Origin of the sequence: Legionella qingyii (genome assembly GCF_003990155.1) — a bacterium.
GTDB classification, from domain to species: Bacteria; Pseudomonadota; Gammaproteobacteria; order Legionellales; family Legionellaceae; genus Legionella; species Legionella qingyii.
In genome coordinates, this window is the sequence record NZ_RZGX01000011.1 from 50,143 (window position 1) to 71,968 (window position 21,826).

A 21,826-nucleotide genomic window follows, 5' to 3' on the forward strand; every position below is an offset into this window, starting at 1 on the left:
GCCCTCATCCAAAACCAAATGACTTTTTAACCGCCATTAAGTTAAATAATTTGTCATTCCCGCGCAGACGGGAATCTAACCTCAACCCTATCCCTTCTCTTTATTAGAAAAAGGCTTCAGCCTATGCTTTATTAAAATGACAATAGCGGAACCTTCTCCATGGGAAAAGAGAAATTTCAGGCCCTTACTAACTACCCAACAGTTCCAGAAATTGTCCTTCATCCAACACAGCGATCCCCAGATCATTTGCTTTATCCAGTTTGGAGCCAGCTTCACTTCCAGCAACCACATAATCTGTTTTCGATGAGACGCTGCCACTTACTTTAGCGCCTAAAGCTAACAATTTTGTTTTGGCTTCTTCGCGCCCCATACTACTCAAAGTCCCGGTTAACACTAGAGTTTTTCCGAATAAAAGATGTTCTTTATTAACTTTCTTTTTCTCAACCTTTGGCCAATGAATTCCAAGTGCTAATAAATCCTCAATAACTTTGCAGTTATGATCTTGGGCGAAAAAATGGACCACATTAAAAGCACCTACAGGTCCCATATCTTGCAAACCCATCAGCTCTTCTTCTGTTGCTTTAGAGATCGAGTCAATATCTCCATAATGCTCTGCCAACATCCGTGCACTCGACTCACCAATCTCACGAATTCCAAGCGCATAAAGAAAACGACTAAACGTTGTTTTCTTACTTTGTTCTAAAGCGTCCAATAAGTTTTTTGCTGACTTTTCTCCCATCCGCGGAAGATTTGCCAAAGTAGCAACATCAAGCCTATACAGATCAGGCAAATGACGGACAATTCCCTCATCAACCAACTGTTCAATAAGCACAGACCCTAATCCCTCTATATACATGGCCTTACGAGAAGCAAAGTGCCACATCATTCTTTTTAATTGGGCCTTGCAAAATAAACCACCAACACAACGAGCAACTGCTTCACCTTCCTCACGCACTACTTCAGATCCACAAACAGGACATGTTTTAGGTAAATGAATCTCCCTGGTATGTGCAGGACGTCGTTCGAGAACAACAGAAACTACTTCTGGAATAACATCACCAGCACGTCGAATAATGACAATATCACCGATACGAATGTCCTTTCTAATGATTTCATCCATATTATGCAACGTCGCATTACTTACAGTAACGCCGGCAACATTAACCGGTGCCAAACGTGCCACTGGAGTTAAAGCGCCCGTTCTTCCTACTTGAAAATCAACAGCTAAAAGTTCAGTCATTTCTTCTGTAGCAGGAAATTTATGGGCACAAGCAAAGCGAGGTGCCCTTGAGATAAAACCCAGTTGTTGTTGCAAAGAAATACTGTCAACCTTATAAACAACTCCATCAATTTCGAAGGGAAGTTGAGCACGCTTGGCTAAAATATCATGGTAATATTCCAAACACCCTTTAATGCCAACCTCTTTTTGGGTATCTAAAGAGACCCTGAAACCAAATTCTTTGAGTAATTGCAATTGCTCCCAATGAGTGTTTGGTAAACTGTACCCTTCGCAAGCCCCTATCCCATAGCAGTAAATAGCCAAAGGTCTACTTGCCGTCACTGCAGGATTTAATTGCCGTAAACTCCCAGCTGCGGCATTACGAGGATTAGCAAAAACTTTTTCCCCCGCTTCTTTAGCTTTTTTATTGTACTCGTCAAAACCTGCTTTTGGCATATACACTTCGCCACGGATTTCGATAAGGCGTGGTGGATTCGGTACTCTTAAAATCAAAGGAACCGCAGCGATTGTTTTAATATTGGCAGTAATGTTTTCACCTGTAGTCCCATCCCCACGTGTTGCAGCAGAAACTAAAGTTCCATTTTCGTAGGTGAGATTAACGGCTAATCCATCTAACTTAGGTTCACAAGTAAAAACCAATTGCTGGATTGGTTCATCCAACTTTTCGGTAACTCGTTTAATAAATGCTTGCAGCTCTTCTTCAGTAAATACGTTCGATAAAGACAACATGGGTTGCCGATGAGTTACTGGCATAAATGCATCTACAGGAGTACCTCCAACTCGTTGAGTAGGTGAATCCGCCGTTAATAATTCAGGGTACTTCACTTCTAAATCGTGTAATGCACGAAAACATCTATCGTATTCGGCATCAGGAACTAATGGCTCATCCAGGACATAATAGTGATAATCATACTTCCTTATTTTATCCTTCAGTTCAGCAATTTGTCCTTTTATCTCATCAATACTCATTCATTTCCATCCATAATTCAAACCAAGAAGTCATTGTCTCCAAGATTCTGTGTCTTCACTCAGTTATGCATCAATTTATAACCTTACAGGTAGTTAGCAATGATCCTAAAACATTAGTTTATCATTAAAAAATATGCTATAGATACATATCGATTCAACTGGAACCGAGGCGTGATAAAAATGGATTTTAAACGTATCTTAGTCGCAGTATTTTTACTTGCATCCGCTACATTAACTTATGCCCTTTCACAGTCTCATGGATATGGCAATTTAGGTATTGCTTTTGTTCATGGAACAAATGATCACCGAGAAGATGCCGAGGGTGATTATTGGAAAACTGATTTCATCCAAAATATTGCTCAAGCACTTCCTAATCCTGAAAATTACTATGTAGTCCATTGTGATTACAGCAAATATATGTGGGATGAAGATGCGGCGGGTTGTACTGCAAATCAGTTATTAGATTTTATAAATCATAAAAAAATTGACTCCCTGATTCTCTATACGCATTCCAATGGCGGAAATGTAATGCGCTGGATTCTCTCGAACCCAACCTATGACAAACGATACATGCATTTAAAAAGCAAAATTAAGAAAATTGTCGCATTAGCTCCTTCAAGTGAAGGAACCCCTCTCGCTGATATGCTCCTTAACGGCGGCATTTTTGAAGCCAGCTTGAGTTGGTTATTAGGATATACAGGAGATGCTGTAAAGCAACAACGTGTGGGTGACATGCATATCTACAACGAAGAGCTCTTATTTGGCACTAAAAATCGCCCCTCCTTACCCATACCTTTTAATTCAGTGATAGGTACTGATGTCATCTCATCACCTTTATCTTCAGCCAGTTACTGTAACGGTTATTTACTCAACAGTAGTTTAAGGCTTGCTAAAATCTATTTGGATTCTTGTGCGGATGGTTTTTTAAATTGCAGTTCCCAAACTGCTGCAGGATCGGTTTGGTTTTACGATAAAGAAAAAACTGATGATCAAACAACACTGAGTCATAACCAAAGTCGTCACTCATGCTTTGGGCTGGATAAAATACTGATTTCTGCATTAGATTCAGAAGGAGCTGCACTATGAGAACCACTCTTACTTTTCTGTCTTTATTTTGTTGCGCGCAAGTTAACGCGTTCACTTTACCGCAAAATCCAGTTAAATCTTATGATTGTGAAATTTGCGATACTTTATCTCATGACAACCTACAGGATCACTGGAGCATAGCAGCAACTTCCTTGAATAAAAGAAAAAGCAACATTCAAAAAAGTTACAGTTATGAACAAAGCGTTACTGCTGCCCAATTACAAAAAGGTGTTATCTTACCTATTCAAGCACCAGAAGCTGTGATACGCATTATTCCTTTGCAAAAAAATAAATCCATACCTGAATTAGAACTAAAAAGTGCCTCTGGTAATTTCATGAGTTTAAAAGAGGCATCTTCTCTATATAGTCAAGATGAAGCCATAGATGAATCGCTGAGAATCGGATCACATCAGGCCATGCTGCAAATCAAACCAGAATTAGGAGCTGGTAATTTCATAATCAAAAGCAACACAACAGATTCTGCAAATGAAGCAGATAATTATCTAATTTATGTTTTTGAAAAATACTCTTTGATTTATTTACAAATCGAGCCGTCTGCATTGCAATATCAATATGGAGATCAATTTAACGCACTCATTACATTAAAGGATAATATAACATCCTATCCTGCAGATGATATCAATGCTTCCTTAATAGGCCCTGATAACCAGACAATCCCTCTTAAATTAAAAAAAGTAAAGCGCAACCAATTCCAGGCCAGCGCCCTTTTATCCTCTGATGAGAGTGCTCCTGGAGTAAATTGGTATATCGATGTTGATGTATTGTGCGAACTTAGTGACAATAGCCTCATACATCGCACTGGACGCGCCGCTTTTTCCTATGCAATTCCATCTGCCAGTCTAGTTAGCATCAAGAAAATTTCATCCGCTCCTTTAACTCTAGCTGCTACGGTAGAGGTTGCTACAGCAAGTAGGTATGCTTTACAAAGCGTTTTATACAAGAAAAACTCAAAGGGAGAGAATATTCCTATTGAAACAGCCCAGAGTGCCCAATGGCTCGAACCAGGAAAGCAAATAATTAAATTTAGTTTTGACAATTCTGCACATTTAGCAGAGGATCTGCTCTCTGTTGGTTATTTGCACCTGACTGATTATGGGCAATTAAAACCAGTGTATCAATATGATCAACCGATTAAACTCAGTCAACTTTTGGACTAATGAATGCAATTTTTATCTTCAATTACCTTACTTGAGGGCGTAGCATGTGTTTTAGCCCTTCAATTTTTAATCTTAATTTGGCTTTTGTTAAACCAAAGTCAGCAAAAAAAACTGAGTAGACAGTTAAATGAAAAGACTCTTGAGGCCTTTACCATGCAACTGCACCAAGTGCACTTGGATGTAAGTGACAAAATTGCCCAAGGACAATTAATGACGCAACAACTAATCCATGATACGGTCCAAAAGCAAATGACCGATGTTCGGGAGCAAATGAGTCATAGTTTCAAACAACATGCTAGCTCCCTGACCTCCCATTTACAGCTGCTTACCGAAGAAATTCGCAATCATCTCCATGGTTTAACCCAACAAGTTAATCATAAATTAACTGAAGGCTTTGAAAAAACTTCTTCTACCTTTATCGATGTAGTGAAACGGTTAACGATCATTGATGAAGCGCAAAAGAAAATCACTGAATTATCGAATCATGTAGTTAGTTTGCAAGATGTATTAGTCGATAAAAAAGCGCGAGGAGCTTTTGGTGAAGTACAACTGGCAACACTTATTAGTAATATGATTCCTCCCAATCATTTTGCAATGCAGTATACATTAAGCAATCAGAAACGTGCCGATTGCATTTTATTTTTGCCTGAACCTACAGGTAATGTTGTTATTGATGCTAAATTTCCTTTGGAAACCTACCAACGACTGATTAGTACAGATGCAGGTTCAGTCGAAAAGAAATCGTTGCAACAGCAATTTCGTCAGGATATTCAAAAACATATTAAAGACATAGCAGAAAAATACATCATTCCCAATGAAACTACTGATGGCGCCATGATGTTTATTCCAGCAGAATCCATTTTTGCAGAAATCCATGCCAATTATCCAGACTTAATTTCGCTATCTCAAAGATTAAAAGTATGGCTTGTTTCCCCAAGTACATTAATGGCAGTACTTACTACCGCTAAAGCGGTACTCAAAGATGATGCTACTCGCAAACAAGTTCACATTATACAAAAACATCTACAGGCTTTGGCAGATGATTTCCAACGGTTTGAAAAAAGAATGGATAAGCTCTCCAAACATATTAATTTGGCACATCAAGATGTCAGTGAAGTAAATACTTCTGCTAAAAAAATTACATCGCGCTTCCAAAAAATTGAGTCAGTAGACATCGAATTAGATGAGTTGGAACTCATTGAAACGGATACAACAAATGATGCATAAATGAGATCTAAAAGTTTCGTAACATGGGTACAGAAAACTGAATATACTCCTCACTTATATAGAGAAAATATATGACTTCACCATTTACGGAAAAAAATTATATTAATCAAACATTCACTGAATTAATTATGGACTGGGGCGTTCCAATTGGATTGTGGAAGAATGTAAGGCACATGATATTGATTTCAGGGAAGCCAATTTAAGCCATGCAAGCTTTGTGGATTCCGACCTGCTAAACAGCCTATTTCTGCACACGAATTTAAATTTTGCTGATTTTACAAATGCCATCAACTATACAATCAATCCTAATGAAAATAGAATCAAACAAGCACGCTTTTCCTTCCCGGAAGTCATCGCTTTATTAAACCATTTCGATATTAAAATTAATGATTGGCCTGAAAACGACTGATATGTAGTGGGCTCTTAGTCCTCCACCTCATAATAATCTAGGCAATTCGAACTATAATTAATTATATAGTTTATTTTTAAGGGCTCTAAATGCCTAAGAAATATTTTTCAAGTAGAAGAGGAACACTAGCAAAACGACTCGATCTGGCTTGGGCTGATTATAATAATCAATTTTTATCTAAAAATGCTCGACTTAAAGCTCTCGATTTTATGATTTATGTTTTTGATATTACGAAATTTTCCACTAACAAAAATGGACTTAACCAGCTCCTAAAAAATTTAATGGATGAAAGAGAAAGTAAAAAACAAAACAATCCAAACTACATTCCCATGCTATCAAATGGAATATATCAATTTGAAAGCGATAGAGTCTTACAGGCTACACCTATTTCTAAAGTTTCTGCACACGCAGATATTCAAAAAGCTTTTGATGCGGGAGAACTACTCGATGTCAACCAAGGCTCTAAACAAATTGATAGATCCTGGGGTACTACCTATTTAACACCAGAACAAAGAGCAGAGTATCGGATTGAAATCCATAATGGCCTACTTCATAAAAAAGGCCGGGTTTTTGATTCCTCCGAATTAATTGCCCACAACAAACCAGGATTTGTCGCGTTTACTTTAAACGCGAATGGTGAGCTTTCTGCATTTGAACATTTAGGTGTACAAGAGGATAAACAACGTAGAAAACTAGCACATTCATCAATGAATGCAGGTGCTCCTGTATTAGCAGCGGGAGAGATGGAGATAAAAAATGGTAAATTAATTAGTATTAATACTTATAGTGGACATTATAAGCCTTCATTGTATTCTGTGGCACGTTTTTTAGAATATTTAAGTGATCGTGGCGTAGATATTTCAGAAACCAAAGTGTATTTACGAAGAGCACCCGGTAAAGCATCTGGACTTTTATCAAAAAAAGTTCATTTAGCGGGGGATAAGCATCTATGGCATGAAGTTCCTGCACTCGATATTGTGCATCAAGTTAAAGCACTTATGATAAGTAATATCAATTCTCTTGATGAATATCTTAATAGTACTAAAACAAAATTGTTTAGAGATGTATTCAAAAATGACTTAACTCAAGCCAAGTCTGCGATTGCTCAAGCGTTCCATGATGAACTTGTATACGCAATGGATAAAATGAATGGCTCCTCGTCGATGACAGATATTGAAGCATCGCTTGAGTGCCTCGATTCAATCGTAACAAGATATTCAAAAGAAAATGAACAATTAAATGGAACTACAGGACGTCTAGCCAGTAAATTTGCTGACATGAAAGCTCAAATTCAAGCAACTCGCGAAAGGCTTGGGATAGGAGATGAGGAAAAAGAAAGGACTCGAGTTGAAAGTTTTAAAAACACATGTTAATTAAAAAACAGAATTAAATTTATTTCAACCAGAATGCATGCTTTTCGAATAATCCCTTTGAAGAGAACAAACTTTTCTCCTTCCCTTCAGTATTTATTGAAGCCTGGTGCAGCGATTATGTTAAAATTGATTTTTTATCCAATCAATCATCAATAATCTGCAATTTTAAGATGAACCAAGACAACACATAAGGTATAATCGACACTTTTTAAATCCGATTGCTTAAGCCATGCCCATCAACACCTTACTCTACAAACCGACACAGGCCAAACAAATATGGGGACAACTCCATGGAAGCAGCTTAGCACTGGCCCTGGCTGAATATTGCCAACAAACGCCTGGAATTAAGTTATTGATTGCCCAAGACAATCTCAGTGCAAATCAGTTGCAAGCGGAATTAAATTTCTTTCTCAACCCCAATACCCCCCAAGAATTATTGTTTTTTCCTGATTGGGAAACACTTCCTTATGATCAATTCTCGCCACATCAGGACATCATTTCTGAACGGTTATATACATTAAGTCGTATTCAACAAGTAACTGATGCAATTGTTATCACTTCAGCAAGTACACTAATGCATAGGCTATGTCCGCCTGAATTTTTGAATCAATATGCTTTGATGCTTAAAGAAGGACAAAAGCTCGATTTAACTGCTTTTCGTAATCAGTTACAACAATCCGGTTATCATTGTGTTAATAAAGTACTTGAACATGGAGAGTTTGCCTTACGCGGTTCAATTATCGATGTTTATCCCATGGGTTCTGGTTTACCATTTCGTATTGAACTCTTTGATGATGAAATTGAAAGTCTCAGGGAGTTTGATACCGAAACGCAACGTACAATAGAAAAAATAAAAGAAATCAATGTGTTACCTGCACGAGAATTTCCTTTAAATGAACAAAGCCAACTGCTCTTTCGACGTGCTTTTAGAGAATTATTTCCAGGAAATCCTAGCCAGTGCCCTATTTATGAAGCAATCAGTGAAGGTCAGTTTCCTTCGGGGATCGAATATTATTTACCTTTATTTTTTGAAAAAACCGTTACTTTTTTTGACTATTTACCAGAAAATGCCAAGGTTTGCTTGATTGAAAATATTCAAAATAATGCAGAACAATTCTGGCAAGAGTTGAATGAGCGCTTTGAACAAAGACGATATGATATCAGCAGGCCTATTTTATCTCCTGAAGCATGTTTCATTAATCCAATTGAATTATTAACCAAAGCGAATACATACGAACAACTTCGCTTGTTCCAAAATCCTTCAGATAAAAAAGGTGCTGTAGTTAATTTTGATATTTTACCTGGCCCCCAGTTGCCTATAGACAGGAAAACCCAGGAACCTTTGAGTCAACTTCGTGAATATTGTGCTGATTCCACACGCCGCTATTTAATTGTGGTCGAAAGTGCTGGACGACGTGAAGTGTTACTTGATTTACTCAAACCAAGTGGCATTTCCGCTAAAGTACAATCTTCATGGTACGATTTTATTAATGATACTGCTCCGCTCAACATCAGCACTGGAGACCTTATTTATGGATGTGAATTAAAGCAAAGTCATATCGCAATCATCGTTGAGTCTCAATTATTTGGAGAACAAAGCACACCTCAAAGACGAGGGACACAAAAGACGATTGATCCCGATTTAATTATCCGCGATATGGCCGAGCTACGTGTTGGCGATCCGGTAGTCCATTTACAGTTTGGTGTCGGACGTTATCAGGGATTGCAACATATCGAATCCAGCGGCTTTTCCAGTGAATTTTTAGTTCTTACCTATGCGGGTGAGGATAAAATATATGTCCCTGTGACCTCACTCCATCTTATTAGCCGATACACTGGGATGGATAGTGAGCATGCTCCATTGCATAAACTCGGTTCTGATCAATGGCAAAAAGAAAAGAAGAAGGCCGTTGAAAAAATTCATGATGTAGCAATCGAATTACTGGATCTCTACGCCAAACGAGAAGCGCAACCAGGATATCAATATCAAATAGATAACAATGAATATGTTAAATTTGCCAGCGCGTTCCCTTTTACAGAGACTCCCGATCAATTACACGCAATCGATCAAATCATAACGGACATGAAGTCCCCAAGACCTATGGATCGTTTAATTTGTGGGGATGTAGGTTTTGGCAAAACTGAAGTCGCAATGCGTGCTGCGTTTATTGCGGTGCAAAGCAATAAGCAAGTCTGCATTCTGGCACCCACCACCCTATTGGCTGGACAACATTTTGAATCATTTCGAGACCGGTTTGCTGACTTCCCCATCAACATTGAGTTGCTTTCTCGCTTTCGTTCAAACAAAGAAACCGAGGCGGTTCTTACTGCCTTGAAATCAGGAACAGTTGATATAGTCATAGGAACACATAAATTATTCCAGAGTAATATTGCTTTTAAAAATTTAGGGCTTCTCATTATTGATGAAGAACATCGCTTTGGTGTCAAACAAAAAGAACATATCAAAGCGCTGCGGACTCATGTCGATATTTTATCCATGACTGCTACCCCAATCCCGAGAACACTGAATATGGCTATGGCTGGAATCAGGGATATTTCCCTTATGACTACACCTCCTGCCAAACGTCTGGCAATTAAAACCTTTTGGCAAGAGAAGAAAGACACCACCATCCGTGAGGCCATTCTAAGAGAAATTCTTAGAGGCGGTCAGGTTTTTTTCTTGCATAATAATGTAGAAACAATTGAACGAATATGTCAGGATTTGCAAACACTAGTTCCAGAAGCAAAAATCCGCAGTGCCCATGGACAAATGCGTGAACGCGAGTTAGAACGGGTAATGTCTGATTTTTATCACCACCGTTTTAATGTGTTAGTCTGCACAACGATCATTGAAACAGGTATAGATATTCCTACAGCCAACACAATTATTATTGATCGCGCGGATAAATTTGGATTAGCCCAATTGCATCAGTTACGTGGACGCGTTGGTCGCTCTCATCACCAGGCATATGCCTACTTGCTTACTCCCCATGAAAAAGTATTAACTGCCGATGCAGTCAAACGTTTGGAAGCAATTGTATCACTGGAAGATCTGGGTGCGGGATTCACACTGGCAACCCATGATATGGAAATTCGCGGGGCAGGTGAACTTTTAGGAGAAGAACAAAGCGGGAACATGCAGGCAATTGGATTTAATTTATTTATGGAACTGCTTGATAAAGCAGTGCATGATTTAAAAGAAGGAAAAACACCAGAATTATCGGCACCAATGCACCAAGGACCTGAGATCGATTTACGAATCAGCGCCATTATTCCTGAAGAATACATTCCCGATATTCACAATCGACTTATCATGTACAAACGAATTGCGAACGCAAAAAGTAAAGAACAGCTGCATGATTTACAAATTGAGATGATTGACCGATTTGGTTTATTACCACAACAAGTCAAACATCTATTATTGATTACCGAATTAAAATTAAAAGCGGAACAAATGGGTATTCAAAAAATAAGTGCCGGAGCACAGCAAGGCAAACTGGAATTTAGTGAAAAACCTTCTATTGATCCTGGCGTTTTGATTCATTTAATTCAAGTACATGCCAAAAGATATCAAATGGAAGGACCACAGCGCTTACGTTTTAACCTGGACAGTACTTCTTCAGAAGAGCGTATTTTTGAAATCAGCTCTTTACTTAACAAATTAAATGGAGAGAAAAATACCTAGTGACGTGCCAAGGAATGGCGAGAAATGATTTTTGAGACCTTGTTGAATAACTGCAAGAAATTGGATGTTCCATTTTTGTAAGACAATCAGGTAAACCCCTAGATCGTTTTCATTGACAGCCCAAATCAATTAATTGACAATCTAATTGGTCAATATAATACAAGTCATCATTTTTTAATTAATATAGAAGGAACTATTATGATTAAGAATTTTTCTTTAAGCTCATTGTTATTGCTTTCAAGTTTCGTTCCTGGAATTGCAATGGCGGATCCCACTGCATATGATATTAATGTTTATTGCCCTGCTACTCAAGGACCAAACGCTGTAACTCATTTTGGAAACTATATAGGTGGCTATGGCGTAGAATACGTATTATCCCAAACACTGCAAGTATACTTTCGTTCAACCGGCTCGGTTCAAGATGTTCCCGCTAATTTAATAAACTACGTTAATGATTCAGTTACTTATAACAGTGCGTCGGGAAACATCATTTGTAGTTATCAAAGCAATAATCCTGTAGATCCAAGATTTACCGTAGCTTACACTGTAACTAATGGTATGGGAGGCACTGTGCAAGCCCAATCCAACAACTCCATCAGTGTTCATATTCCTGCTGGTTTGAGAGGTTAAATGTAGCATACATCAGTATGTCAGGCTTTATTATTCGCGCGCAAGAGGTACCAAATAAAGCCATTCAGTGAATAGGGCGTGAAGGCAAAGCCGAACCCAGGGAGAATTTCTCTTGGCAAAACCCGGGTTCCGCTTTCACTTCACCCAGGCTGCTAAAGACCCGATTTAACTTGTTCCACCTACTGTCAATGCATCGATTTTCAAAGTAGGTTGTCCCACTCCGACTGGAACGGATTGTCCGTCTTTACCGCAAACACCTATTCCCCGATCCAATCCCAAATCATTTCCAATCATGCTGATTTTTTTCATCACATCCGGTCCATTGCCAATCAGTGTGGCCCCTTTGACTGGTGCAGTAATTTTTCCATTCTCAATGAGATATGCTTCGCTTGCAGAAAATACAAATTGGCCTGAGGTAATATCAACTTGACCACCACCAAAATTAACTGCGTATAAACCACGTTGTACAGAACGAATAATTTCTTCAGGGTCATGCTGTCCTGCCAACATATAGGTATTAGTCATCCTGGGCATAGGTACATGTGCATAAGACTCACGACGACAGTTACCCGTAGATTTCATACCCATCAATTTGGCGTTTAGTTTGTCTTGCATGTAATTCACCAAAACACCATTCTCAATCAAGGTGGTGCACTGAGATGGAGTTCCCTCATCATCTATGGTTATGGAACCACGTCTGTCTTTCAAAGTACCATCATCAACTACAGTAACTCCTGGTGCTGCGACTTGTTGACCAATACGGCCAGAAAATGCAGATAATCCTTTGCGATTAAAATCTCCTTCCAAACCATGTCCTACAGCTTCATGCAATAAAACACCCGGCCACCCCGGACCCAAAACCACAGGCATTGTTCCTGCTGGTGCAGGTTGTGCTTCCAGATTAATCAAAGCCTCACGTACCGCTTCACGAGCATAACTTAAGGCATTTTCTTTTTCATGAAAGTAAGAATAAGGTACCCTGCCACCGCCACCAGAGCGTGCAGATTCCCTTCTTCCATTTTTGTCTTCTACGATAACGCTTACGTTGATACTCACCAGCGGTCTAACATCAGCGATCATCTGTCCGTGCATTCCAGCAACCATCACAACTTCATAGCAGCCGCTTAATGAAGCATTAACCTGAATTACACGAGGATCAATTCGACGAGCTTCTTTATCAATTGCTTCTAATAAAGCAATTTTTTCTTGCTTGCTCATGCCCTCAATTGGATTTAAACCTTGGTAGCGACTTACAGCCGCTCCTTTTACCTGGATGGATTGAGTTGGTTTGGAGCCAGTCAGTGCAATAGAACGTGCTGCATCGGCAGCTCGCAACATTGAAGGTAATAAAATGTCATCACAATAAGCAAATCCTGTTTTATCACCACTAACCGCGCGAATCCCTACTCCTCTATCTAGGGAATAGCTCCCGCTTTTCACTACCGAATCTTCCAAATACCAAGATTCATAACTGCAACTTTGAAAATAAAGATCTGCATCATCAATATGATGATGCATCATCGTTTTAAATAATTTTTCTATACCCGTTTCATCCAGTGCTGCAGGAGCTAGTAAAATCTTTTTTGCTGTAGTAAGGGCTTCTGTCATTTAATTACCTTAAATAAATAAAAATAGTGTCTATTGGTTTTTGTTATCAAAAAATAGTATCTACTTTATAAGTTTAATACATGATGTTCTATACAGGGGAATTTTCGGCGTATTTCCCTTTGATTTTCTAAATCAATATCTGCTGTCACTACTCCAGTACCCATTTCTTTTTGAGAAAGTACTTTTCCCCAAGGATCAACAATCATGCTATGACCAAAAGTACTTCGTCCATTTTCATGTCTCCCCCCTTGATTTGCTGCCAAGACGTAACATAAATTTTCTATGGCTCTTGCTAGTAATAATACCTCCCAGTGCGCCACACCTGTGATGGTCGTAAATGCAGAAGGAACCGTAAATAACTGCGCTCCTTGCAACATCAACTGTTGATACAGCTCTGGGAAACGTACATCATAACAAACCGTTAATCCTATTTTTCCAACTGGAGTGTCAACAAGAGCCAGCTCATGCCCGCGTTCAATGGACATTGACTCTTGGTATGCTTCATTTGATGAGACGTTCACATCAAATAAATGAATCTTATCATAACGAGCTACACACTTGCCTTGTGCATCATATACCAGGCAACTGGCGCGTACTTTGGAACCTGAACTTTTAAGAGGTATAGTCCCGGCAATTACCCACAAACCTAATTTTTTTGCCAATTGACTCATTTTTTGTTGGATGGGACCGTCTCCATACACTTCGCCAATCTGTAATTTATCTGTTTCATGAAATCCCATGAACGCAAAATTTTCAGGCAATACTACTAGCTCAGCTTGCTCTTCACGAGCGTGGATCATTAATTTTTCTACTTGTTGCAAGTTGTCAGCGACATCTGCTGAAGAAACCATTTGTACTAATGCTGCCCGTGCCATAATAAATCCTAAAATTTAGGACATCAAAAATGTCGAAATTTTTCCATAACCTGAGTATATGGCGCACCGCCAAACCCTGATTAGTGATATGAATCGGTTAACCCGGATGCCTACGAACTCTTCCTGTTTACGATAATCAGAACGGCAATAACCACTCTACTTGTTCTATCAAAATTTATTTATAATACTACTATAGTACTGTAGAACCTCAAAACAAAAATAATTCGTTTTAAACTTGAAATATGGGAAACTGCCCCATAGATATGCTAGACTTAATATAAAAATAGAGGAGCTCTAAACAATGAACCGAAATAATGTCACTATACTTACGCGAAGCCATGAATCTGCGCTTTCGAGCAATAAAGTACTGCGTAACACCTATCTATTACTAAGTCTGACATTCTTGTTCAGTGCAGGTATGGCAGTTTTATCTCTTACAAGTGGCGCACGCCCTATGAACCCTATTCTGATGATAGTCGGCGTTTATGGTTTAATGTTTTTGACTCAAGCATTACGAAATAGCGTTTGGGGACTAGTCAGTGTTTTTGCCTTCACTGGATTCCTGGGTTATACCTTAGGTCCTGTGCTTAATTTTTATATCAGCCACTTTACTAACGGCCCACAAATAATTGCAACTGCCTTAGGTGGTACAGGGATCATTTTCTTTGCATTATCCGGTTACGCATTAACGACTAAAAAAGACTTTAGTTTCTTAGGTGGATTTCTTTTTGTTGGTGTAATGGTTGCTTTATTAGCAATGATAGCAGGAATTTTCATTCAGATGCCCGCCTTACAATTAGTCATTTCAGCTATTTTTATACTTATTTCTTCAGGATTAATTCTCATGCAAACGAGTGCAATTATTCATGAAGGTGAAACGAATTACATTTCGGCTACAGTAGGCCTTTTTGTATCAATTTATAACTTGTTCGTCAGCTTGCTCAATATACTAAGTGCATTTTCAGGCCGCGACTAGTTATCGTTCTCCTCTACCTGAATCCCGGTTAAGTTTTTGCCGGGATTTTTTTTAGTGGCTAGGTTAAGTCCGAAATCGCAAACTGCTTCAATATAAACGTGGGTGAAAAGGAATGTAACCCGAGCGTTCCTGTCACCAATTTCTTGTTTGTTCAAGTTAGCAAAAATGGTCAAAGCATTCTTTCCAAAATACGATAGCATTACTTGTGTAAATAAATTGATGACTTAAAGTTGAGAAAAGTATGAATTATAAGTACCAATTAGAAAAAGTAATTGAGTTTATTGGCAAACATCTTGATGAAAAGCTTGATTTGGTGCAATTAAGCAAGATTGCCTGCTTTTCTAAATATCATTTTCATCGTTTATTTACTGCTTATACAGGTCTATCACTACAACAGTATATTCGTTGGCTTCGCCTAAAACGGGCAGCCCATCAATTAATTGTTAATAAGGATAAAACCATTCTTGAAATTGCAATAAATGCGGGATTCGAATCCCATGAAGCCTTTACTCGTGTGTTTAAACAAGCTTGTGGTCTGAGCCCAAGTGAATTTAGATTGCATTCAAATTGGGGTTCTTGGGAAAATCCACCGTATTTTTTGCCGAAACAAGGTAATATCAACATGAATGTATTAATCAAAGATATACCAGCGAAACGTTTGGCGGTATTTGAACATCGAGGTTCACCTGCAACATTGGGCGAGAGTGTCAATAAGTTAATTCATTGGGCAAAATCTCAATCAATAAACCTAAAACCAAAAGCAGGGGAAGCGTTTGGATTTGCTTATGACGACCCGAAAGTAACCAATCCTGCAGATTTTCGTTTTGACTTAGGAATTACTGTACCAGAGCAAATAAAAATTGAAGGGCATATCATTGAAAAGTATCTCCCTGCAGGACGTTATGCTGTGGCAGTACATAAGGGTTCACGAGATGCCATTGGGGACACTGTCTATAGTTTATATCGTGACTGGTTACCTAATTCGGGTGAACAGTTAGGTGACTTACCCTGTATATTTTGCTATTACAACTTTGACCATGAAGTGGCTGAAACAGAGCTGCTTACAGAGTGTTGGCTGTTATTAAAATAACTGCTCATGATATTAAGATCTGTTGACAATTGCTTCATTAGTCTACGTTTCGCGCTTTATGCCTGAAAGATGGTCCAAAAAAGTGACCATCTCTCAGGATCAAACCACGGGACGTTTGAATAGAAATAGACTGGTTTTCAGAGATGCGTAGAAGATTCCGTAATAAATTCCCGGGGTACGTCTTGTGCCTTCATCCAAGCTATGAGCTTAACTCTGTTGCCAAGTGGCTTTTGCCCTGAATAGATCAGGTAAGTCATTTGCAGTCTTTTTTACTTCTTGAGGTAGAGTAAACAAATCCCGAGTTTTTTGATAATACACACCCAAAGGAACTGGATAATCAGGAAAAGATAAAGAAGCAAGTCGCATCGCCACAGCAAAGTTACTTGGATCATGTCGATAAATACCGACATCTTCTGCAGAAACGCTGGTGAACTCTTCTCCCTTTACATGCAATGCTTTCTCTTTTTGCGCACCATAAAGCAAAGGTTGTCCTTCTTCCAATATCACCGTGTTCTCGGCGCGATTGCTTTTAAGCGCAAACTCGTCAAAAGCACCATGATTGAAAATATTACAATCCTGATAAATTTCCACAAAAGAACAGCCTTGGTGTTCCTGCGCTTTCTTTAATATGGTTCCCAAATGAATGGGGTCTTTGTCTACTGCTCGAGCTATAAAACTAGCACCCGCAGCTAAAGCCAAAGTAAGTGGATTCACTGGTTCATTAGCCACCCCTCTTGGCGAGGTTTTAGTCACTTGGCCTTTCTGTGAAGTAGGTGAAAATTGTCCTTTAGTTAATCCATATACCTGATTATTAAATAATAAAATATTCACGTTTACATTACGGCGTAAAATATGGATCAGATGATTACCACCAATACTTAAAGCATCCCCATCTCCAGTAATTACCCACACACACAGATCATCCCTCAGCGCTTTTAATCCTGTTGCAACCGCAGTTGCTCGACCATGAATGGTATGAAAGCCATAAGTGTTCATGTAATAAGGCAATCGGCCTGCACAACCTATTCCGGAAATAAAGACATGCTGTTCTGGTGGTAACCCCAAATCAGGCAACATTTTTTGCAAGGCCATCAAAATTGCATAATCACCACAGCCTGGACACCAGCGAACTTCATTTGCATTAGCAAAATCTTCGCGTTTATAGTTGTTGTTCATAGTTAGCTTCCGCTTTTATAATGTTCACCAGATGACTGACAGTAAAAGGCTGGCCATTCGATTGACTAATTACTTGTGCATCAACCAAATAAGTAGCGCGAATAACTTGGCATAATTGTCCAGAGTTTAATTCGGCGACAAATACCTTATCGTATTTTTTCAAAATAGGGCCTAAATCATTAGGCAATGGATTCAGATGACGTAAATGCACGTAAGCGATCGCCACCCCTTGTTCCAAACATTGCAAAACTGCTGACTTTAAACTGCCATACGTACTGCCCCAGCCAATTAAAATGATTGGTGCATTAGCATCCCCTTCAACGGTCAAGGGCGTATACTCCTGCGCAATTCCATTGATTTTCTGCTGACGTAAATGTACCATTTTTTGGTGATTTTCCGCATCATAGCTGACACGGCCATCTTCACCTTGTTTTTCCAAGCCCCCCAATTGATGAATGTACCCCGGAGTCCCTGGCTTATTCCAACTTCGACTTAAAAACTCATCCCGAGTAAATGGTTTTGGAAAACGGTTAAATTCAATTTGCGGTAATTTTAAAGAAGATACCTCAGGAATTTTCCAAGGCTCAGCAGCATTTGCCAGATAAGCATCCAATAATACAATTACTGGAGTCATATACTTAATCGCTAAATAAAATGCTTCTAAAACCGTATTAAAACAATCTGCGGCAGATTGCGCGGCTAATACCGGCAAGGGTGCTTCACCATGACGTCCATAAAGTGCCTGTCGTAAATCACTTTGACTTGTTTTCGTTGGTAAACCGGTAGAAGCGCCTGCGCGTTGAACATCAAGCAAGACTAAAGGTAATTCAGCCACTACGGCCAGACCTAAACTTTCACTTTTTAGATCTAATCCAGGTCCTGAAGTTGTAGTTAAAGCCAATCTCCCACCATATGCAGCTCCAATACAAGCACAGATCGCAGCAATTTCATCTTCGGCTTGAAGAAGTTGCACTCCAAAATCAGATAATCGTGCACATTCATGGAGGATTGCTGAAGAAGGCGTAATCGGATACCCCGAAACTAACATTGGTACTTGTGTGGAAGTAGCCAGGGTAGCAAGTGCTAAACCTACTGCTTCAACACCTGTAATTTGCCGATATTCTCCCGCACCTCGATTAACTTCACCTAGCATATAATCTCGGCGAGTTAACTCTAAAGTCATTGCATAATTGTATCCGGCTAATAAAGCCAATTGATTGGCTTTAGCAACAACAGCATTCGCTTTGAATTTTTTAGCAATAAACGCTTCGCATGCAGCAGTTGGCAAATCAAATAACCATAAAACCAAACCCAAAACATAAAAGTTTTTGGTTTTTGTAGCTTGAGGTTTAGTCAAATCAAGCGAAGATACGGCTTGCAAGGTTTGGGTGATTAAAGGAAATGAAACAATTTGATAATGTTCGGCACAATTATCGAGAAAACTCTTATCCATTCCCGCTTTTTGCCAATCTTTTTCCTGATAACTGTCTTCATTGATAATCAGTAAACCGCCTTGATTCAGATGTTGCAGGGAATTTTTTAATGCGGCTGGATTTAATGCAACAAGCACATCAAGCGATTCACCCGCGGTAAAAATAGCATGCTCGGCCATCGCCAGTTGAAAACCAGAAACTCCCCCTACAGTACCTGCGGGGGCCCGAATTTCTGCAGGAAAATCAGGTAAAGTCCGCACATCACGACCGGTAAGTGCCGCACTAATGGTGAGTTGTTCCCCCACTAATTGCACACCATCGCCTGAATCCCCAGTAATACGAATAACAATGACGTCAGATGTTGACATAAAGTCTTGCTTCCTGCATTAGTTGACGCATGTGTCTTACTGCCTCTTTCATACCACAAAATAAAGCTCGGGCAATAATTGCATGGCCTATGTTAAGTTCATGTAATTCTTTTATAGACGCTATAGGTTGTACATTATGATAATTAAGACCATGACCTGCATTAACAATCAAATTTAAACTGGCTGCATACTCCGCAGCGTTTTTAATTCGCGCTAATTCATACTGCTGCTGCTCAACATCAGTAGCATCAGCATAACAACCAGTATGCAATTCAATCACAGGGGCACCAATATCTGCTGCAGCTTTAATCTGCACATGATCTGGGTCAATAAATAAAGATACCTCACTACCCATGGATTGCAAGCGTCGCACTGCATGTTCTACTGATTTCTGGTGCGTTATTACATCCAGCCCCCCTTCTGTGGTTAATTCCTCACGTTTTTCTGGAACCAAACAAGTATGCTCGGGTGAAATTTCTTCTGCAAAATCAAGCATGGCATCGGTAACTGCCAATTCAAGATTCATTCGTGTTTGCAAGACTTGTTTAATCAAACGCACATCACGAGCTTGAATATGTCTTAGATCTTCTCTCATATGCAGAGTAATACCATCAGCACCTGCTTCCTCCGCATCCATAGCTGCTTGGACAGGATCAGGATAACGGGTACCACGTGCCTGTCGCACAGTAGCTATATGATCAATATTGACACCCAATAGTATTGGCTTCTTCATTCTACACCTTACACATAAAATAAAGAGTATAAAGTCCATTCTGGCCTAAACTCAAGTTGCTTGAAAACATAAATATTCGTTAGATCAGTTAAATGCAGTAAAAATCCATGCAATCAAACTCCTGCCTCCAACTCTTTATTTCACTTCGGCAAGATACAAAGCCCTTGTCTTAATCTCTCGTCCACCCAGAAGATGATCTATCGCTTGACGCATAATCATTTTTGCTGATTTAAGATAGAGGACCTCATTTAAGTTATTTTGTGCCAAAGCAAGAATATGCTCCCCCGGAATTCCCTTGCTGCCAGGAATAAAACCTTCGCCTGCGACAAATTGGTAACACGAATCAGGGACAATCAAATTTGCTGTTCTCGCTTCCTGTGTTAATGAAAAGGAATAACCACATGCATGAAGTAAAGCCCACTCAAAACGCCTTAATAAGGCTTCAATAACTAATCGTTCCTTTGCCAACGTAAGGCCATTTAAAGTAAACAAATAAGCATCAAATAATGTCGAGTCAGAATAATTGCGACTTAGCGCATAATAAAGAATTTCGTTTATATATAAACCTGCGAAAAGTGAGCCGCCTGATAGTTGAAGTGATGGCGAGGTACTTTCAACAGTTTGTGCATAATATCGCTCACGGCGCTCGACAAGATTGATCCATAACGGAGTAAAAGGTTGCAAAAGGGCTTGCTTTTTAGGGGTACGCCCGCCCTTGTAAAGGCATTGTATAACTCCTAGCTCACGTGTAAAAAAACTGACTTGGGCACTGGTATCCCCAGACCATTGTTTGTGTAAAAACCAAGCTGCTATTGTCCTAGTTGTCATAACCTAATTGTTTTAATATACGCTCGTCATCCGACCAGCCTGATTTTACCTTACACCAGCACTGTAAGAATACTTTCTTACCTAACAGTTTTTCCATATCCACTCGCGCATTCGTTGCCATTTCCTTTAATTTTTGTCCCTTATCACCAATGATCATTCGTTTGTGATTGTCTTTATCGACGAGAATCAGTGCGTGAATACGTACGAGCGCGCCTTCATCCTTATATGATTCAATGTCTACAGTAACAGAATAAGGTAATTCTTGTCCGCAAAAGCGGAAAATTTTTTCACGCAGTAATTCCGCACATAAGAATTTTATGGGCCGATCGGTCAATTGATCATCTGGAAATAAATGAGGCCCCTCAGGCAAATAATTCTGCAATTTTTCTTGCAATTCATCGACCTGTACCCCTGTTTTTGCTGATATTGGAATAATTGCTGCAAATTCATGTTTTTGACTTATTTGCTCTATCCAGGGTAACAACTGAGCTTTATCATCAATTTTATCCACTTTATTCACGACTAGAATACAAGGTACTTTGGCTTGTTTTACTAAATTCAAAACGTATTCATCTTCTTCTTGCCAATGCGTTCCATCAACTAAAAAAGCAATTACATCAACATCACGCAAGACGCTAATCGCAGTTTTATTCATCATGCGATTCATTGCTTTTTTAGTTCCCTGGTGAATTCCAGGGGTATCTACATAAACAAATTGATAATCACCTTCAGTACGTATCCCCAAAATACTGTGCCGAGTTGTTTGTGGCTTTCTTGAGGTAATACTTACTTTTTGCTGCATAATGCAATTAAGAAGTGTTGATTTACCTACATTAGGCCTGCCAACTAAAGCGATATAACCACAATAACTAATCATTAAAATATATTCCTGTTTATTTTTAAAACATTTTATCAGTGACACTATAAAATATCCAGATTTGT

Annotated in this window: 17 protein-coding genes; 9 read left to right on the forward strand and 8 right to left on the reverse strand. The window is 39.2% G+C overall.

Features of this window, described 5'->3' with window-relative positions:
* Positions 1–187: 187 nt before the first annotated feature.
* Positions 188–2,209: an NAD-dependent DNA ligase LigA gene (ligA, locus tag ELY20_RS09385; protein ID WP_110142443.1), complete on the reverse strand. Its 2,022-nt coding sequence runs from the start codon at positions 2,207–2,209 to the stop codon at positions 188–190.
* Between the two features lie 180 nt (positions 2,210–2,389).
* Between ligA and ELY20_RS09390 the strand changes: the two genes are divergently transcribed.
* The 7 genes from ELY20_RS09390 to ELY20_RS09420 all read left to right on the forward strand — a co-directional run bounded on the left by ELY20_RS09390 (position 2,390) and on the right by ELY20_RS09420 (position 11,797).
* Positions 2,390–3,295, forward strand: coding sequence for a hypothetical protein (locus ELY20_RS09390; RefSeq protein ID WP_110142444.1), 906 nt, complete (start codon positions 2,390–2,392; stop codon positions 3,293–3,295).
* Entirely contained in the window at positions 3,292–4,473 is a 1,182-nt protein-coding gene (locus ELY20_RS09395; RefSeq protein ID WP_110142445.1) for a DUF4785 domain-containing protein, read from the forward strand. Before ELY20_RS09390 ends, ELY20_RS09395 begins: the two co-directional genes overlap by 4 nt.
* Before the next feature lie 3 nt (positions 4,474–4,476).
* Entirely contained in the window at positions 4,477–5,700 is a 1,224-nt protein-coding gene (locus tag ELY20_RS09400; protein WP_110142446.1) for a DNA recombination protein RmuC, read from the forward strand.
* A 154-nt stretch (positions 5,701–5,854) separates the two neighbouring features.
* Positions 5,855–6,109, forward strand: a complete 255-nt coding sequence (locus tag ELY20_RS09405) for a pentapeptide repeat-containing protein (RefSeq protein WP_233590548.1) — start codon at positions 5,855–5,857, stop codon at positions 6,107–6,109.
* Positions 6,110–6,198: 89 nt separating this feature from the next.
* Positions 6,199–7,482: a hypothetical protein gene (locus ELY20_RS09410; protein ID WP_110142447.1), complete on the forward strand. Its 1,284-nt coding sequence runs from the start codon at positions 6,199–6,201 to the stop codon at positions 7,480–7,482.
* Positions 7,483–7,711: 229 nt separating this feature from the next.
* The gene (mfd, locus tag ELY20_RS09415) at positions 7,712–11,167 is read left to right on the forward strand and encodes a transcription-repair coupling factor (protein WP_110142448.1); all 3,456 of its coding nucleotides are present in this window, start codon (positions 7,712–7,714) and stop codon (positions 11,165–11,167) included.
* Between the two features lie 198 nt (positions 11,168–11,365).
* Entirely contained in the window at positions 11,366–11,797 is a 432-nt protein-coding gene (locus tag ELY20_RS09420; protein ID WP_110142449.1) for a hypothetical protein, read from the forward strand.
* 165 nt (positions 11,798–11,962) lie between these two features.
* On the opposite strand, the gene tldD is transcribed toward ELY20_RS09420, so the two are convergent.
* Positions 11,963–13,405, reverse strand: a complete 1,443-nt coding sequence (gene tldD, locus ELY20_RS09425) for a metalloprotease TldD (RefSeq protein WP_110142450.1) — start codon at positions 13,403–13,405, stop codon at positions 11,963–11,965.
* Between the two features lie 65 nt (positions 13,406–13,470).
* Positions 13,471–14,280, reverse strand: a complete 810-nt coding sequence (locus ELY20_RS09430; RefSeq protein ID WP_110142451.1) for a carbon-nitrogen hydrolase family protein — start codon at positions 14,278–14,280, stop codon at positions 13,471–13,473.
* A 301-nt stretch (positions 14,281–14,581) separates the two neighbouring features.
* On the opposite strand from ELY20_RS09430, the gene ELY20_RS09435 reads away from it, so the two are divergent.
* Entirely contained in the window at positions 14,582–15,256 is a 675-nt protein-coding gene (locus tag ELY20_RS09435) for a Bax inhibitor-1/YccA family protein (protein WP_110142452.1), read from the forward strand.
* Positions 15,257–15,497: 241 nt separating this feature from the next.
* Positions 15,498–16,346, forward strand: coding sequence for an AraC family transcriptional regulator (locus tag ELY20_RS09440; protein WP_110142453.1), 849 nt, complete (start codon positions 15,498–15,500; stop codon positions 16,344–16,346).
* Between the two features lie 207 nt (positions 16,347–16,553).
* Here ELY20_RS09440 and ELY20_RS09445 read toward each other — a convergent pair whose 3' ends face one another.
* The 5 genes from ELY20_RS09445 to era form a co-directional block, all read right to left on the reverse strand.
* The gene (locus tag ELY20_RS09445; RefSeq protein ID WP_110142454.1) at positions 16,554–17,522 is read right to left on the reverse strand and encodes a 2-oxoacid:ferredoxin oxidoreductase subunit beta; all 969 of its coding nucleotides are present in this window, start codon (positions 17,520–17,522) and stop codon (positions 16,554–16,556) included.
* A complete protein-coding gene (locus tag ELY20_RS09450; protein ID WP_110142455.1) occupies positions 17,506–19,323 on the reverse strand; it encodes a 2-oxoacid:acceptor oxidoreductase subunit alpha in 1,818 nt (605 codons plus the stop codon). The genes ELY20_RS09445 and ELY20_RS09450 overlap by 17 nt, the downstream gene beginning before the upstream one ends.
* Positions 19,310–20,056, reverse strand: coding sequence for a pyridoxine 5'-phosphate synthase (gene pdxJ, locus ELY20_RS09455; protein WP_110142456.1), 747 nt, complete (start codon positions 20,054–20,056; stop codon positions 19,310–19,312). The genes ELY20_RS09450 and pdxJ overlap by 14 nt, the downstream gene beginning before the upstream one ends.
* Before the next feature lie 135 nt (positions 20,057–20,191).
* A complete protein-coding gene (gene recO, locus ELY20_RS09460; RefSeq protein ID WP_110142457.1) occupies positions 20,192–20,884 on the reverse strand; it encodes a DNA repair protein RecO in 693 nt (230 codons plus the stop codon).
* Positions 20,874–21,761 (reverse strand): GTPase Era, encoded by an 888-nt coding sequence (gene era / locus ELY20_RS09465; RefSeq protein ID WP_165831599.1) that lies wholly within the window; start codon positions 21,759–21,761, stop codon positions 20,874–20,876. The genes recO and era overlap by 11 nt, the downstream gene beginning before the upstream one ends.
* Between the last annotated feature and the right edge of the window lie 65 nt (positions 21,762–21,826).